Here is a 16,427-nt window from a genome sequence, read left to right on the forward strand (position 1 = left end):
CAGTTCCCGATGAGGAGCTGCAAGACATTGTCGCCGAGCTTAATGATCGACCCCGAAAATGCCTCAACTACGCCACCCCGAAAGAAGTCTTTACTCAATGCTTACAAACCGCAAGTGTTGCATTGACAATGCGAATGTAGGAGTATCAGGTATAATATAAAAACATGTACGATTGGTCGCGCACCATTAAGCGGACACCCAAGCAAGCGCTCGAACAAGCGATCAATTTTGGACTGAATCGCACAAAACTTGACAGAGCGCTAGTGCGTCGACATTGGCGCTCACTCGAGCTCGATCCAGCCCGCCGCGCTTTTTTAAGGATACTTTTATGGCCACCACAGATCTCACGGCAACGCAAATTGCCTTCCTAACCGCTGTTGGCAAGGAGCCGGAACTAACTCGCCAGTTCTACTGGACTGGTGGCACGGTTTTAGCGGCCGAGTATCTCCACCACCGCATTTCCGACGATATCGACCTCTTCACAGAAGCGGGGCTTGTTGACCTTGAAGCAATCACCGTGTTCCTGCGTCGTGTGAAATCCAATCTTGGCTACGATGAGTTTGACATCCAGACAACTTTCAATCGTAATCTCGTCTTCCTTCGCTTGTCTAATGGCGCGGTTTTAAAGACTGAATTTACCAGCTACCCTTTTCCACGTCTTGAGACGGCGACCCAACAACGATTCGGCGTCAACCTTGATAGCCCTAAAGATATCGCGGTTAACAAACTCTTTACCATTAATCAGAAACCACGAGGCCGCGACTATGTTGATCTCTTTTTTCTTGTTGAGACATACCGATATCAGTTGCACGATCTGATGGCCCTGGCGCGCATCAAGTTTGACTGGCACATAGATCCGATTCAGCTTGGAAGTCGTCTGGTTAGCCCCGATCTATCCGACTGGCCGACATTAGTTCGGCCATTGACCCAAGTAAAACTAAAAGCCTTTCTTCGGGAACAAGCCCGGCAACTCCAAGACGACGTTTTTACAATTTCAGACACCGACCAAGGTAGAGGTTAAGTAAGTGGGTAACACTAATTCGTGAATCTACATCAAGCCTTTGCAATAATTAGAGACGAAAGACCGAAACTGATCTATCGCACCGGCAAACATCAATTGACAGGTTTACTTTGATCAGCTAGCTTCAAAATACATGATTCTCGCTCTTGGGTTCCAGTTTCTTTTAAATTTCATCTGGGAAAATCTGCAGATGGGAATTTTTGTCGGTTATGAGTTTCTGTGGAACGGCGGCGCCCTCTGTTGGCTCGGGCCGGTTGGCGACACGTTCTTTGGGCTCATTGCCTATAGCTTCTTAAGCTTACAGAAACAGGATTGGCGCTGGCTAGTGCGGGCGACACCTCAAGATTACTGGCGAGTGGGACTTTTAGGTCTCGTTTGGGGCTGGTCAAGTGAGATCGTGGCAACTTCGCTCGATCTGTGGCAGTATAAGCCTGGCATCCCCACTCTCCTTGGCGCCAATTATGGTCCGATTCTTGAACTCGCTCTCATCACGCCGCTCGCCTTCTTTTTAGCTCAAGTGTTTTTTAAAAAAAATTCTAAGCGATTAAAATCGCCCACAAGTAATTAAATCTACTCCAAAATTCAATTTTATGCTTGAAACCATCGCCCAACTCGCAATTTTTGGTTTTGGCATCAGTTCGATTGTGCTGGTAGCCCGCAAAAACAAATGGGGGTTTGTATTTGGCTTGTTGACACAACCATTTTGGATTTACACGGCCTTTATCAATGAGCAGTGGGGCATCTTTTTCGTTAGCTTTGCCTACGCCGCTTCTTGGTCCTATGGTGTTTACCAATGGTTTTATAAGGAAAAAATAAAATAGGCACCCGCGACTAAAGACCTGCCTGCAAACCCATGGTCTTCTCAATCTGACATGCAAGGTTTAGCTCAAGATCTATCCGCGCGCTTCGCTTGGTCGAGATGACAAATAAGACTATTGGGCGACGATCCAATAGTCCTCCTCCTTGAATCAGAGTGGGTTCTCCTGTAAGCTCACTTGGTTTATTGCAAGGAATTCACAATGATTCCAATGACTCGCCCTCTATCCCGCATCCGCAATATTGCCATCATCGCCCACGTCGACCACGGTAAAACCACGCTTGTCGACGCGCTTTTAAAGCAAACCAAAACGTTTCGCGACAACGAGGCGGAGATGAGCCAAGAACTCATTCTGGACTCGAACGATCAAGAACGTGAGCGCGGCATCACTATTCTAGCCAAACAGACCGCCGTCACCTGGAATGATTACACGATCAACATTGTCGACACCCCGGGTCACGCCGATTTCGGCGGCGAGGTCGAGCGGACGCTCAATCTCGTTGATGGCGTCTTGCTAATTATTGATGCCAAAGAGGGCCCGATGCCGCAAACAAAGTTCGTCTTGAAAAAAGCGCTCGCTCTCGGCCTGACCCCAATCGTGGTCATCAATAAAATCGATAAACCAGACGCTCGCCCCGCCGAAGTGCTCACACTGACCGAGGATCTCTTTTTAGACCTGGCGGCCAACGAGCACCAGCTCCATTTTCCCGTTTATTATACTAACGGTCGTGAAGGCAAGGCCTGGAATACGCTCCCCGCCAATCCGACTGCGCCAGCCGATCTCACTCCGCTTTTTCAAGGAATTGTCGATCACATCCCAGCGCCAACTATTACCGATGGTCCATTCCAACTGCTGGTTGCGGCGCTTGATTGGGATAGCTATCAGGGTAAATATACGATCGGCCGCATTCGTCGCGGCAGCGTCAGACCTGGCCAATCAGTCGTCCTGGTTGGCCAAGCCGGTCCCAGTAGTCCGGTACGGGTGGACAAAGTGCTCATTACGGCCGGATTGAAACGGCTTGAAGTCCCTGAAGCAGGCGCCGGCAATATCGTCGCCCTCACCGGCCTTAATAACGCCGGCATCGGCGATACCATCACCGATCCCAATCAAATGGACGGACTGCCTCGCATTGAGGTGGAAGAGCCGACTCTGAAGATGAGCGTGAGCCCTAATACCTCGCCCTTTGCTGGCCGAGAAGGCAAGTTCGTTACCAGCCGACAAATTCTGGAACGAATCAAGCGCGAACTGGAAACAAACGTCGCGATCCGGCTTGAAGAGTCAGCAACGGGCGAATTTATTCTGGCTGGACGAGGCGAGCTCCATCTCTCGGTCTTGATTGAAACCTTATGTCGCGAGGGCTATGAGCTTCAGGTGGGAAAACCGCAAGTCATTACCAAAGCTGTGGGGGGCCAGTTGCTGGAGCCGCTTGAAGAGCTAATGATCAATGTCTCGAGCAAGTACGCGGGGTCGGTGACCGCCGAGGTGACCAGGCGCCGCGGTATCCTGATGAGTCAACATGAGAATGCCGACGGCTCGACTCAACTTTTATTTGAAATTACCACTCGAGGCCTACTCGGGTTCCGCAGCCAGCTCCTGACCCTTTCGCGCGGCACCGGGATCATGAATACAAACTTCCTGCGCTTAGCGCCAATCGGCGCCGTTATTCCTCGGCTTCGCAACGGCGTCCTCATCGCCTCGGCAACCGGCAAGGTGGTGGCCTACGGGCTGAATGCGGCTCAAGCCAGGGGCGAGTTGTTTATTGCACCAGGCACCCAAGTCTATGAAGGAATGATTGTGGGGCTTCACGCTCGCGAAAACGACCTTGAGGTCAACGTCACCAAGGAGAAGAAACAGACTAATATCCGGGCGGCTGGTTCAGACGAGGCGATTATCCTCACGCCGCCGAAGCGCTTTAGCCTAGAAGACTGCCTCGATTTTCTTGAAGATGATGAGCTGCTCGAAGCCACGCCAAAGAATTTGCGTTTACGTAAACGCTTGCTAACGAAACAAGCCCGGGCCAGAAACCGATCAAAAGCTTCTACATTATTTCTTTAATGCATAGTGACAACGGGTGTGCAAGAATTCTGCCATCGCAGTTTCAATCTCGTCTGGATTGTTCAGGACGCTGATGTGATTAGCATTGGGGATTAGGGTAAACGTTGATCGCGGTGTGTGCTCGTGCAACTCCTTGCCAACTTTGGGTGAGATCACTGAATCGTCAGCGCCGTGCAGAACGAGTGTTGGCTGGTGAATCGTAGGCAGAATTCGGGTGGCATCGAAATTTCCCATCGCCTCATATGTGTTTAGCCAGGAGCGCAATGTGGTATGAATGATGTCGGAATAGATACGGGTAGGATCCCAGTCAGCGGTGCCAACGAATTTACCTACCGGCACATGCGAGAAATGACATTCGTCAGCGTTCTGGTTCGTAAGATGATTGTACAAGTGGATTAAGAAAGGGTGATGAGCGGCTAAGGATATGGCGGCTGGTGGCTTAGCGCTGGTGTCGATGAGCACATAACTCTGGGCTAGACGCGAGAAGAGGTGGTGATAGGTTAAAATAACCATTCCGCCGAATGAATGGCCGATGAGAACAAATTTTTTAATTGCTTCTGCCTCGACAATCGTTTGAATGTCAGTCGCGAAGCGGTCGAGGGTATAATCGACACACTCGGCGGGTCGATCCGACAAGCCGTGCCCCCGGAGATCGAGGGCGAGTGTTGAAAGCCCACGCTGGTGGAAAAACTCTCGTTCAGAATGCCAGGCATTCAGATCGCCACCAGCTCCATGCACGAATATCAGCCAATGGTCTACCTTGCTCCATTTTGGGTGCAAGTCGTAGTTGATTGAGACAGAGTCTTTACCCACAACCTTTTTTTGCATGCGGTTATTATATGGCAGAATTACTGACATGCTAGTCTAGTGTTCAGTATATATTTGGAAGAATCTGCTACACTAATTCCATACAAAGGAGGGATATGAGTAAAATTGGCGGGGTATTAGTTGTGATCTTGTCGTTGGTTGCTGGATTTGGCGGTGGCTGGGTCTACCAGATAGTTTCGGGAAGATCAATTACATCAACATCTGCCACTCCATCGAGTAGTGTGACGGCTACGGCACAATCACTCGAGGAGTGTCTTACAGAAGTCTGGGGCGACGATAAATACGCCGCAATCTCGGCCAACTCGAGCCTTGCCACAACGGAGGATAACTTCCTAGCGCTTAAGTGTTACGAGGAAAAATAATGCATTTGATCAAATTTTTAGCTTTAAGTTTGACAGTTCTGTCTGTATTTGGATCAAGCCAAGTCAATGCTCAAAGCGCGCCCAAGCCACCCAGATTTAGCGCCGAACTGGTTCAATGTCTCAAAGAAAAGCTTGGTTCGGCTTACGTCGAGATTTCTTCTGGCGATCGCGAGCCTACAGAAGACGAGTTCGAAAAGGGAGAACCCTGTTTTGAAGAGTTTGGTCCCAAGCAAGATCCAAACCAGGTGAAGCCAGAAGATCTCAACTTTGCTCCGGGCACAGAGAAATGTCTCAAAGAAAAGCTTGGTGAAAACTTTAAAGACGAATTTATTGGCACCAAAAGTAAAGAGCAGGCAAAGACTTTTCGCGCCAAAACTCGCGACTGCTTTGGCAAGAATGTGGCGGGTAATAAGCCACCCGAACTGCCGGTGGACGTGAAGACCTGTATTATCGAAACAGTTGGGCAAACCGCGGCAACCGCAATGTTTCAAGGTCAGCCGCTGGCCGAAGATTCGGAACTTCGTAAAAAGATTGAAGGCGCCAAATGTTTTAAGAATTTTGGCCCGCCTAAATCGCCCGGCCATGATCGCCCAGAACTCTCCGCCGACAAAAAAGCCTGCGTTGAAAAGATTATGGGGCAGAGCTTTGACAATGTTCAGTCCGAACCGACGGAAGAGCAAAAACAGCGGATCGGTAAGGAATGTTTTGGTGGCCAAGGTAAACCAGGCGGGCCGGATGGGCCCGATAACCAGTTGCCTGCCGAGGTTCAGTCGTGTCTCGAAGGCGCTTTCGGCAATCAACTGGATGATCTTAAGAAGGGTCCGGAGTTTTTAATTGACGAACAAAAACAGAAAGTCGAAGGTTGTTTTAACAAACACGGCTTTCGGCCTGGAGGGCAGGATGGGAAAAATCGTATCCCCGATGGGCCGGAACTCTCGGATGATAAACGAAAATGCGTTGAAGGGGTGCTGGGCGGAGATTTCAAGAGTAAAGAACCGAGTGAAGAGCAAAAGCGGGAGCTTGGCCAGAAATGTTTTGAAGATAATGGGTCTAAAGGCCCGAATATTCAAAAAACCGAACCAGGCGTCAATTTACCGCCTGACAAACGAGCCTGCGTCGAACGAATTATGGGGTCGGCTGATAAGGAGCCAACAGAGGAACAGAAACAATTGGTTGGTCGGGAATGTTTTGGCGGTCAGGATCACCCGAATACCCAGGAACAACCGAATAAACCACCACCTGGCGAGTTTATTCCACAAGTGAGTAGGCCAAAAAATGAGTGCGTTGACCGGATTGTCGGCAATCAGCCGCCAACGCCTGAACAGCAACAACAAATTGAACGTGAATGTTTCAATGGTCAGGCGCAAGTTCCACTCCAATCACCTGCGATGTCAGCCCCACCGCTTATCCCGGATACCCTTGAAAGCAATAATAGCGTGTCGCCGCCTTTGCAGATCAGCCCTCCTGTTGAAAAAAAAGACTTAGAAGAAACGTCAAGTCAAAGATGAAAATATCGATAGGAGGTGATATCTACCAATGATGTGCAAGATATGCAATAAACACGAAACCCAAGGATACAAATGCGATGTTTGCGACGCAGAGGCAGATGCGCACGATGATAAACATGGCAAGGACTCAAGCGGAAAACCGTTGCATGACCATCCACATGCTGATGCCCATTGCATGCCTAAATGTGGGGGTTGCAAAAATGCAGAAAGCAAATGCGCATGTTAATATTATTCTAAGGAGATAAAATGATGGACTATAGCATGATGTCTGGAACGGGTGGAAGTAGTATGATGCTTTTCTCTTGGGTAACGTATATCCTAGTTATTGTATTATTAGTCATGGGTATCATGGCGCTTGGGAAATACATCAATAAATAGGAGAGCTGAAAATTTCAAAAGTTAGTTTTAGTTTTCGAAAGGGAGTGAGAAAAATGGACGAAAAAGTTAAGGAGTGTTTTAGCGCCCATACTCTGACACATAGTCTTTTTGGACTCGGACTCGGATTACTGCTTGCCGCGCTGATCGCAAGCTTGGCAAATGTTTGGATTGGCGTTGGCGTGATGGTGGTAGCGCTCCTAATCGATTGGATGCAGAAGTAGCCAGTAATTTTGCTCACGCTGTAGTCTAAAAATGCGTCAGTAATGACGTTGTTTAGGTAATGCTAATATGAGCAAATCGTCAAATATGCTGGATCGGCTCATAATCTATTATTAGATTAACGATCGTGAAATGTATAAACTAGCTTAAAACAAAAAATCTACGAACGTAAAATGAGTTGAGGCTCATATTTTTTTGTCTCATGATAGGCTACATAGCCAACCAGCAAGCCACCGATGACGTCGATGGAATAGTGTCCGTTTGAAAGAAGCAGGGTAACAATTTCAATGAGTAAACTTGCAAGTAATAAGAACTTAATTACTGGTTCAGATTTTCCATCCACGAGTAGGTAGGCAATCATGAGTATCATCACGTGCCCAGACGGGAATTGACCATTTTGCTCAATAGTTGTCAGACCATAACTCGCGCCATTCCCAAGTGGTCCGCCAAGCGGTGTCAGCGGCGTGATTAGCGCTCGCATCAAGTACCCAACAGTGAAAATTGTAATGTAAAACGGTAGTTTATTAACACGCCCTCTAAGCATATAGAAAAAAATTAGCGCAATGCCAAAGAGATTGGCAAGATCTGTCCAGTATTGTGTCCACGACACGTAGGGCAGGAGGATGAATAGGAGATCATCTAGCGGTTGGCGGTAAGGAAAATAAGTCGCAATAAATGCACTGCTTGCGAAATTTAATATCCCTGCGCTCGCAAGTAAGAGAATTGGGATATAGAACAAAGGCTGATTGAATTTGATCCCACGCATTTACCTTTTTACCTTCAATTTTTATAGCTTGTCGAGAAATAGCTCGTTAGCCAACCCCAGAAGTTAGTGAGATTTGACAAGAATGAGAGGTCGCGCCAGCTTTGTGTTTGGGGAGCGGCGCTAACTGTTATTGAAACCTTGGCAGTATCAATTAAGCCAGCCGAATCACAGACTCGATACTCAAAGTAATCCGTGCCAGAAAACGCACTCGTCGGAGTGTAAGTAATCCGGCCAGTTTTACTCTCAACTTTTAAGTTTCCTTTTACAGCTTGCTTACTAATGGCCACACAACTTGCATTTAGGGTGCCTTGAGTGGCAATGTCATTAGCGAGAACATTGATTTCGACACTCTTGCCTTGAGTGGTGGTTGCTTGATCGTCATTGGCAATTGGCGGCTTTTTACTGTTTGTTGTACTCGTGACTGGCGGCGTTATAGCTGGTGTTGACGGCGCTAGGGAGGCGACTGTGATTGTGACCGTTGCGTCGTCCTTGAGACCCTGGGTATCGCAGGCTTCGTAGCCGAATGAGTCGGTGCCTTTAAAATCCTTTGTTGGCGTATAGACGATCTGACCATTGGCCGAATTCACTTCAAGGCCGCCGTTTTTCGGCTTTGTTACAATTTGAGTGCAAGTTGGATCAATTTTGCCATCCGGATCAATGTCGTTACCTAGAACGTCGATCACAATAAAATTATTTTGATTCATCGACACTGCATCGTCATTTATGATTGGCGTCTTGCCGATTGGCGTTTTTATATCTCGGTACCGATCAGGATTCACGCACTCGTCCAATGATGGGCGACTTTGTTTTTCATTGCTTAAGGTTGAGCCATCTTTATTTGTTGCTCTTACAGAATATTTATACTCCAACCCCTTACCGCTTGCGGCTACGTTATCCCCGAATTGAAGATCTGCGGTATTGCCGATTATTTGCCCATCGCGAAGCACGATATACCCTGTGGCGCGTTCGGAGCGGCTCCACTCTAAAACATTATTTAGACTACCACAGGCTCCCTGTCTGACAGAAAGACTAAAGGCACCGGGCTCACGAATTTGAGTTGTGGCTGGAGTGACCGTGACGGCAACTGTTGCGGGGTCGCAAAGTTTTTCAGCATCGCAAACTTGATACTCAAATTTATCTGTGCCCGCGAAGTCATTCTCGGGCGTATAGCGGATATTCCCGTTTTCCTGCACCTCGGCTTTTCCGTTTACGGGCGGTGTTGTTAGGGCAACAGATTGAGTGACCAATTTGCCTTCAGGATCCTTATCGTTGTTAAGCACTTTAATCTCAACTGGTGAAGTAGAAGTGGTAGTTGCGGTATCGTCTTCGGCAGACGGTGATCGATTGATTGAATCACAATCCTTGGTGTTGAGCGTGATCGCATTACTCTCGCGGGCTCCAATTTTATTGATGGCTTGAACGCTGTATTTGTAGCTCACATTCGGGCTGACGGTTTTGTCCAAATAAAGTTGTTGAGAAGCGTCCATCGTGGCGAGAGTTAGATTATCGCGCCGAATGCGATAGGATTGGGCATCTTTTGAACCATTCCAGCTTAATTTTGCCATCACTGGCACGTATCTTGAACTTTGATTTAAAATTCGTGGATTATCATTTAAGGCACAAGTCATGACGCCAACGAGAGTAAAAGCATCAAGTTTTTGGTTGCAATTACTGGTCATAATACTGCGGGTGTTACTTTGAGTCTCATTGTCGCCAATAATTTGATATTCATATATTGTGTCAATACTTGCTTTAGTATCAAGGTAGGTGTGGGTTTTATTGCTAGTTGCTTGCACCGTAGCAAGTTCCTGCCCAGCTCTTAAGACACGATAATTTTTGAAATCTCCCAGGCCTCGCCAATTAAGCATGTTAGTTGGTTGGGCAGTTGAACAATACGTATTCACCGCGCCAAGTGAAATTGAGTTGGTCGCAGTACAGCTAGGCGCTTGCGCCTCGACAACATTTGTTGAAAATACACCATTGGTGTTCACGGCTTTAACTACATATTCCAAACTCGTCCCTGCTGACAGATCCGGACGATCCGTATAAAGAGTAGTTGCCTTATCAAGCGTGGCAATGAGCATGTCATTGCGTTGGATAAGATAGCGATCAGCGTTATTCGCGCGTGTCCAGCTTAAACGCATTTCAGGTTTTGATCCGGTACATACCCCACTGGCTGTGAGAGTGAAATTATCCGGCTTACTGCCACAACTGGTCGCTGTAACCGTTGCAGTCAAGCTTTGAGCAATTACGCTCGTCGGCGCTGATTTTGCAAAAACTTGATAATTAAATGTTGATCCCGGAATAGCTGGGTTCGTGATTAATTGTTTATTTGCCTTGCCGTCCTCATTTGCGGTCCAAATTAACTTTCCATTTTGATAGATGTCATAGCTTAGAGCATAACGAACATTTGACCAGCTAATTCGATTCACCGAAGAATTTCCTTGGCAGATATTTTCGGCTTTAATTGCAACATTATATGCTGATGCCGTGCCCGAACCGCCTCCGCCACCACCTCCACTGCTTCCGCCGCTTGGAGTGGGCGCGCAATTATTCGTTTTGACTTCAACTCGATTGCTAATCGTGGGCGTGACGCCAGGATGATTAGTCCAAATCTCATAAGAAAAAACAATATTACTGGCTAAATTACTATCGGTATAACTGGTTACGCTTTCGGTGTCGGTCCGGGCATACGGATTTGTCCCCCCTCCGCCATAACGATAGATTCGATAACCTGGCGAGTTGGCAGACGCGTTCCAGCTCAAAACATTTTGCGCTTTGTTGTTTGCGCACGAAGTTGCAACCGAAAGAGTCGGCGGCGCTGGTAAATTACCACTCCCTCCATTCCCCCCAGAGTTGTTTGAGGTTGGCGCTTGGTGAACTTCAACGGGTACACTTCCAGTCAGAGCGTAATTGTAACCGCAACCAGCTGGCGGCGCGCAAATTTTTTGCATATGTGAAAGAGAAACCGAGGTCGTCGGTATGGTCAAAATGTCAGGCGAAGTCACCGACTCGCCGCCTGTTGTCATATAACCGCCGCACTGCATATTGTCGGTAATGGGTGGCAAGTCGCGCGCGATACTAACCGTTAAATCTAATGAATTGCCCTTATCATCCGTCCAGGTACCGGGTGAACTAATTTTCATTCCCTCAATCGCTAAGAGAGGATCCTGTTTAATTTTACCCTTATAACTGGATGAGTATGTTCGATATTCTTGCACGCCATCGCCATCGATGTCGGTCCGCGAGGTAGCGAAGACTCCTTTGACAATTGGCGCGCAAGTCGGCACTGAATTTGAAACCGATTGAGCTTGAACTTGAGATAGCAGGGTGGCTGTACCTAGGGCAACTAAGCCAAATGCAACAAAAAGCAACTGTCGAGACAACATCTGCCCTACTTATTCTCGAGAATATCGACTGATTCAACGCGTATACCTTCCGGCTCTTGAGCATAGTAGACCGATACAAGATCGTCTTTGGAGAGCTGGGTTCGATCTGCAATCTCAAACAATCCATCGGCATTCAGATTTCGTATCACTGTTTCTTCAGTCAGCTTAGCAGTGAATGAACCCGTTTCATTTTCGGTTACGACAATTGAGTTTTCATTCACCTCGCTCACGGTGCCGTCCCGGGTTAAAAATGAGGCCGGTTCTTCACTGCCATTAAGTTGTGAGGCCGAGGATCGCAGCGGACTCATGGGACTGATAAAAAGATATACTACTCCTCCAATTAAGATTCCTCCTCCAATTAACATTAACCAAATATTTGCATGTGTGCGTTCTGGCGACAATTCCATCTCTCCTCCTTATTAAGACTCATTTTACATCAACTCTCTTCTCTAGTTTTCCACAGGCAGTTAAAAAGAATGTGTTAAAATTATTTCAACTTAGCTCTAAAAATACTTGAAAGGGGAAGGTATGAAGAAGAGAGGGATTCTATTCGGTTTAACCGTCTTTTTGAGCACGCTTTTTGTGCTTGGAGTTGGGTTAAATCCTCAAACCGCCCAGGGTTATGGCACGATTAGCAATATCGGTGTGAGCGTAGCCGATACGAGTGTTGGCGCCACGGGTAACTGGACAATCTCCTTCACAGTGCAAAACGCGATTCCGGCTTCTACAAATGGCGGCCGTTTCAGTGTAAGTATTCAGGGAGTCGAGAATAATCAATCAACCGGGGCAAGTGGTTCAAGCGGCATCTTCACGAATGCGACAGTTTCAAGCCCGAGCACGATCTCGCACTATAGTCAAGGTTGGTCATCAATTACCCTGCAATCTTCTGAAGAGATTGCCGCTGGTTCAACGGTGAGTGTAACTTTGGCAAATGTTCGCAATCCTCAAATTTCGGGATACTATTTTGCTAAAATCTATACCTCTCAATGGTGGTCTGAAATTGATGGTGATTCCGACTGGGGCGGCGATTACAATAGTGCGTATTTTGAAATTGGCAACACAACTAACCTTACAGGCACGGTTACAAATGGCTCAACTGGCGCCGGTGTCGCTTATGCCTACTATAATTTGAATAACTCAAATTATTCGGTCTATTATAATGGTTACACTGATAAGGATGGCAAATACGGCATCGGCAGTGTGCCAGCCGGAACCTACACTTTGCGCGTTTCGGCTCCGACAATTGCCTCGGGCACGAGTAGCTCTTCCACGGTTTATACCTCGCCCACACCTGCGACAATCACAATCGCCGCTAGCGGTGTTACAACGCAAAACATGAGTTTTGCCAGCGCCACAAAAACAATTAGCGGTCGCGTTGTCAAAAGCGATGGCACGGGGGTGAACAATGCCAATGTCTGGGCCTCCTCTTATGGGAGTAGTTTTGGTGGCGGATATGGCTATGCGAGCGCCCGCACAGACAGCAGTGGCAACTTCACCTTTACGGTGACTGGTGGGACATGGCAAGTTGGAGTTTCAAATAACGATTCAACTGCCGACTGGACAATTTGCGGCAGTAACAACTATCAGACGGTCTCTTTTGCCACCGACACCACAACCGAGTCTAAATCGATCACTTACACCGCCACAACGCTTTCGGCGACGATAACCGGCACGATCGTCAAACCAGATGGCACAGCAATCTCGCAGTATGGGGCGAGTATGAGCTTGCAAAATACCGATAATTGCTGGTTTAGCCCCTCGATCGATGCCAATGGTTCATTTTCTGTTTTAGTTGTGCCAGGCACTTACACTGTGAGTGGCTGGGTTTCGGATAATACTTACTCTTTCCCAAGTGTTGATAAATTCTCGGTTGGGGCCAGTGAAACCAAGGCGCTCGGCACGATAACGCTTACGCAAAAAACTGATCGAATTCAAGGCACGGTTACAGATAGTTCAGGGAATGCGATTTCGGGCGCGAGCGTGAATGCCTGGAAAGACTCGGGCGCTGGCGGATCGTATGAATGGGCAAATGCGACCAGCGGGAGCGATGGTAGCTACTCACTCCTTGTGACGCCGGGGACATGGAAAGTGTCGTCATGGCCTTCTTGGAGTTCAGGTAGCACACAAGATTTAGTTACAGATGGTAAACCAGTCGTTGTTACAGTCACATCTGGCGTTGTGGCAACGCAGAACTTTACTTTTCAGCGCGCCACGAACACGGTTAGTGGGCGCATTCTAGATGCCGACGGCAATGTTGTCACCTCGCTTTCAGGTTGGGTAAATGCGAATGACGGCAGTCAAGAATATAGCGGCATTGGCGCCACAGTCTCAAGTGGCACATTTACTTTGAAATTACCAAGTGGCACGTGGGAAGTTTCCTTAAGCACTTGGGGGAGCGACTATAGCGCGGGAGATTCAAAACGGGTAACTTTTGCTGGCGACAACGAAACTCAATCACTCGATCTATCCTTGGTGCGAAACGATGTTACGCTCCAGGGCACGGTTTATGATGAAGATGGCGCCAAAGTCACCAATACCTGGATGAATATCTATGCCACCAAGGGCAACCACGGTTCTTGGCAGAATGCCAGTTTCGACACGAATGCTGGAACCTATTCAATTAAAGTTTCAGCGGGTACGTGGCGCTTGGGTTGGTGGGTCAATCAGTCACTGGGTTACTCGTCGGGAAGTGGCCAAGATGTTGAATTGACACTGACCGCTGGTGAAACCAAAACCTACGACATTACACTCAAAAAGGCCGATTCAACGATTCGCGGCCGAGCGACTAAAAGCAATGGCGACGCAATGGCTTGGGCCTGGATCGCGGCTGATACTCGTGATCCAAATGAAAAAACCAAAGCAGATTCCTATTATTATTCAAATGGAGCGAGCACAAATCAGAATGGCGACTACGAGATGAAGGTACCCGCTGGCACTTACTGGGTGGGTGGCTACATGTGGTCTGGTTCAGGTGTGATTAACCCGAAACGTGTCAAGGTCACCGTAGACGCTAGCACTCCGGCAACGGTTGATCTAACTTTCCGCGATGCCGACGCCTCCATCCAAGGTAATGTGCGACAAGGTGGCAGTGGCACCGATGCGTTTGTCACAGCTTGGGCGGAAGATGGCGGCTACTCCGAAGCCAACAGTTCACTTATCGGTATCTATGGCCTTTCGGTCTCAAGTGGAACCAAGTGGCATGTGAAAGCGATTAGAAAAGATGGCGCTGATATTTATAAATCGCCGGAAAAGGTTATTGATCTTTCAAGCACTAAACAAGGCAGTGTTGATTTGGATCTCGAAAAACAATCATTTACACTTCCTGATACTCAATCGATTACTTTCGATCCAACTAAGCAACAGGCAATCTCGCTTGATGACGGCACGGCGCTCACGATCCCAGCCAACACCATCGCTACTTCAGGAACGGTCACTTTGACGGCTGAACCGACGGTTGAGCTCGCCGAAGAGGCTGATGCCAAGCCAGTTTCTTATGGCTATGAATACAATGCCATAGATCAGAATGGCACCGAGATCACTAATTTTAGCGGTAACATTACACTGGAAACAAAATATGATGAAGATTGGCTTGAGGATGCCAATGTTCAGGATGAGGAAGAATTAATTGTAGGTTACTACGACACAACGGTCGGCACCTGGAAAGAGTTAAGTAACTGCACCGTGAATAAGGATCAAGATACTGTGTCTTGCCAAACTGATCACTTTACAGCTTTTGCACTCGTAACTGCTTCCGACACCACCCCACCTGCTCCACCGACTAATGTTTCGGCCGGCGATAAAGGCACTGACGGAGATATTCTCCTCTCCTGGACCAATCCAACCGATGCTGATTTTGCCTCAATTAACATCTATCGCTCAACAGCGAGTGGTCAAACCGGCACTTTGATCAAAAGTGGCGCGACAGGCACAAGTTATGAGGATAGCGGATTAACGAATGGCACAAAATACTACTACACTCTTTATGCCCTAGATGCTTCTGGGAACATCTCAAACCCATCAAGCTCAACTTCCAGTCAAGCAACTGGCACGACAACAAGCCAAGCCTCCGCAACGCCAACGGCGAGTGTCACCCTGCCAGCGACGGGCAACCCGCTCTAAGCCTTATATAGTTATTTCTGGTTCAAAATGAGATAAGCTATAAGAACAAGACCGATTTGAAACGCAAGTTTTATTAAAACAGGCGTTTTGCCGGAAATCGTTTTGGACCAGTCAACTGCTTTATCGCCGAACCAAGTTGGGATCGTGTGACAGTAGATGTGAAAACGCCAAAGTGGGCGGTAAAATTTATCCAAGAAGGGGTGGAGAATGTCGAGCCAAAGCCCGGCAAGAATTGCGCCAAAGATTAAGAATGGCGACAGGGTTGTAAAGATTCGTAAAAAATAATCAACAAGCCAGATACTTGTCAGAATATCGACTGAAGTAACGCCACCCATCTTCCACCATTCTTCTCGCTTAGGAAAGCTGTACCATTCGGCGTGCGGAATCATGTCAAGCAGAGGATGAATTAAGAGATTAGCGGCTATAATCGCACTTGGTTCAGGAACGAACGCAAGCGTGAGTCCGGTAACCGCAATGTGGCCAGAGATCGTCATAGTGATTATTATTTTAAGCCCTTTTGTGAGAGAAAGCTATTGAGGAACACATCTAATGAAATTAACCGTGCGGGTGAAGCCCGGGTCGCGGGCGAATAGTGTTGAAGAGTTGCCCGATGGTTCCTATCGTGTGGCTGTGACCGCGTTGCCAGAGAAAGGTCAGGCTAATAGAGCGCTAATCGAGCTATTAGCTCATCATTTTAAGGTGCCAAAATTTGCCGTCAGAATTTTGGCGGGACAGAGCGCGCGGACAAAAGTTGTCGAGATAGTGAATGTCGATAAGCATCCATTATCCAGCTGAAAAATCGAAAGGCAACCACAAAAAATACACTGAACTGGCGTGAGGGTGGACAAGAAGCGACTGTTCTGCTATAGTCATTGCTTCTACGATCGTGCGACCGTCGCACGCGATGAATGCCGAGCTAGATTATCTACTATCGTTGTTCATCCCTAGGTAGATGTGAAAGGTA

General features: G+C 47.8%; 15 protein-coding genes. 10 read left to right on the forward strand and 5 right to left on the reverse strand.

From position 1 onward, the window contains the following. Nucleotides 1-164: 164 nt before the first annotated feature. From HYW32_00685 to typA, 5 genes are all read left to right on the forward strand, one after another. On the forward strand, nucleotides 165-371 hold the full coding sequence (locus HYW32_00685) for a hypothetical protein (protein ID MBI2589539.1): 207 nt from the start codon (nucleotides 165-167) through the stop codon (nucleotides 369-371). Beyond that, nucleotides 329-1,021 carry a nucleotidyl transferase AbiEii/AbiGii toxin family protein gene (locus tag HYW32_00690; GenBank protein ID MBI2589540.1) on the forward strand — a complete coding sequence of 231 codons (693 nt, stop codon included), beginning with the start codon at nucleotides 329-331 and terminating at the stop codon, nucleotides 1,019-1,021. Before HYW32_00685 ends, HYW32_00690 begins: the two co-directional genes overlap by 43 nt. A gap of 190 nt (nucleotides 1,022-1,211) precedes the next feature. Further along, nucleotides 1,212-1,589 carry a hypothetical protein gene (locus tag HYW32_00695; protein MBI2589541.1) on the forward strand — a complete coding sequence of 126 codons (378 nt, stop codon included), beginning with the start codon at nucleotides 1,212-1,214 and terminating at the stop codon, nucleotides 1,587-1,589. A 22-nt stretch (nucleotides 1,590-1,611) separates the two neighbouring features. Further along, on the forward strand, nucleotides 1,612-1,842 hold the full coding sequence (locus tag HYW32_00700; GenBank protein MBI2589542.1) for a nicotinamide mononucleotide transporter: 231 nt from the start codon (nucleotides 1,612-1,614) through the stop codon (nucleotides 1,840-1,842). Between the two features lie 207 nt (nucleotides 1,843-2,049). After that, entirely contained in the window at nucleotides 2,050-3,894 is a 1,845-nt protein-coding gene (gene typA / locus HYW32_00705; protein ID MBI2589543.1) for a translational GTPase TypA, read from the forward strand. Here the strand turns inward: typA and HYW32_00710 are convergent. Continuing rightward, nucleotides 3,883-4,722 (reverse strand): alpha/beta hydrolase, encoded by an 840-nt coding sequence (locus HYW32_00710; protein MBI2589544.1) that lies wholly within the window; start codon nucleotides 4,720-4,722, stop codon nucleotides 3,883-3,885. The two genes, typA and HYW32_00710, sit on opposite strands and share 12 nt — an antisense overlap. Before the next feature lie 95 nt (nucleotides 4,723-4,817). Between HYW32_00710 and HYW32_00715 the strand changes: the two genes are divergently transcribed. The 3 genes from HYW32_00715 (at nucleotide 4,818) to HYW32_00725 (ending at nucleotide 7,191) form a co-directional block, all read left to right on the forward strand. Continuing rightward, nucleotides 4,818-5,084, forward strand: a complete 267-nt coding sequence (locus tag HYW32_00715; protein MBI2589545.1) for a hypothetical protein — start codon at nucleotides 4,818-4,820, stop codon at nucleotides 5,082-5,084. Beyond that, entirely contained in the window at nucleotides 5,084-6,592 is a 1,509-nt protein-coding gene (locus tag HYW32_00720; protein ID MBI2589546.1) for a hypothetical protein, read from the forward strand. Before HYW32_00715 ends, HYW32_00720 begins: the two co-directional genes overlap by 1 nt. A 431-nt stretch (nucleotides 6,593-7,023) precedes the next feature. Beyond that, the gene (locus HYW32_00725; protein ID MBI2589547.1) at nucleotides 7,024-7,191 is read left to right on the forward strand and encodes a hypothetical protein; all 168 of its coding nucleotides are present in this window, start codon (nucleotides 7,024-7,026) and stop codon (nucleotides 7,189-7,191) included. Nucleotides 7,192-7,349: 158 nt separating this feature from the next. On the opposite strand, the gene HYW32_00730 is transcribed toward HYW32_00725, so the two are convergent. The 3 genes from HYW32_00730 to HYW32_00740 are packed head-to-tail and all read right to left on the reverse strand — an operon-like array spanning nucleotide 7,350 to nucleotide 11,751. Next, nucleotides 7,350-7,955 (reverse strand): phosphatase PAP2 family protein, encoded by a 606-nt coding sequence (locus tag HYW32_00730; protein MBI2589548.1) that lies wholly within the window; start codon nucleotides 7,953-7,955, stop codon nucleotides 7,350-7,352. Between the two features lie 14 nt (nucleotides 7,956-7,969). Then, nucleotides 7,970-11,344: a tandem-95 repeat protein gene (locus tag HYW32_00735; GenBank protein MBI2589549.1), complete on the reverse strand. Its 3,375-nt coding sequence runs from the start codon at nucleotides 11,342-11,344 to the stop codon at nucleotides 7,970-7,972. Nucleotides 11,345-11,349: 5 nt separating this feature from the next. Beyond that, nucleotides 11,350-11,751: a hypothetical protein gene (locus tag HYW32_00740; protein ID MBI2589550.1), complete on the reverse strand. Its 402-nt coding sequence runs from the start codon at nucleotides 11,749-11,751 to the stop codon at nucleotides 11,350-11,352. A gap of 121 nt (nucleotides 11,752-11,872) precedes the next feature. Here HYW32_00740 and HYW32_00745 point away from each other — a divergent pair, with 121 nt between their 5' ends. Further along, on the forward strand, nucleotides 11,873-15,463 hold the full coding sequence (locus HYW32_00745; GenBank protein ID MBI2589551.1) for a carboxypeptidase regulatory-like domain-containing protein: 3,591 nt from the start codon (nucleotides 11,873-11,875) through the stop codon (nucleotides 15,461-15,463). Nucleotides 15,464-15,474: 11 nt separating this feature from the next. Here the strand turns inward: HYW32_00745 and HYW32_00750 are convergent, their stop codons facing one another. Beyond that, complete coding sequence (locus HYW32_00750; protein MBI2589552.1) at nucleotides 15,475-15,957, reverse strand: hypothetical protein; 483 nt, start codon at nucleotides 15,955-15,957, stop codon at nucleotides 15,475-15,477. Nucleotides 15,958-16,012: 55 nt separating this feature from the next. On the opposite strand from HYW32_00750, the gene HYW32_00755 reads away from it, so the two are divergent. Continuing rightward, nucleotides 16,013-16,258 (forward strand): DUF167 domain-containing protein, encoded by a 246-nt coding sequence (locus tag HYW32_00755; GenBank protein ID MBI2589553.1) that lies wholly within the window; start codon nucleotides 16,013-16,015, stop codon nucleotides 16,256-16,258. Nucleotides 16,259-16,427: the final 169 nt, after the last annotated feature.

The sequence above is a fragment of the Candidatus Berkelbacteria bacterium genome, from assembly GCA_016187225.1.
Classification (GTDB): Bacteria; Patescibacteriota; UBA1384; order JACPKC01; family JACPKC01; genus JACPKC01.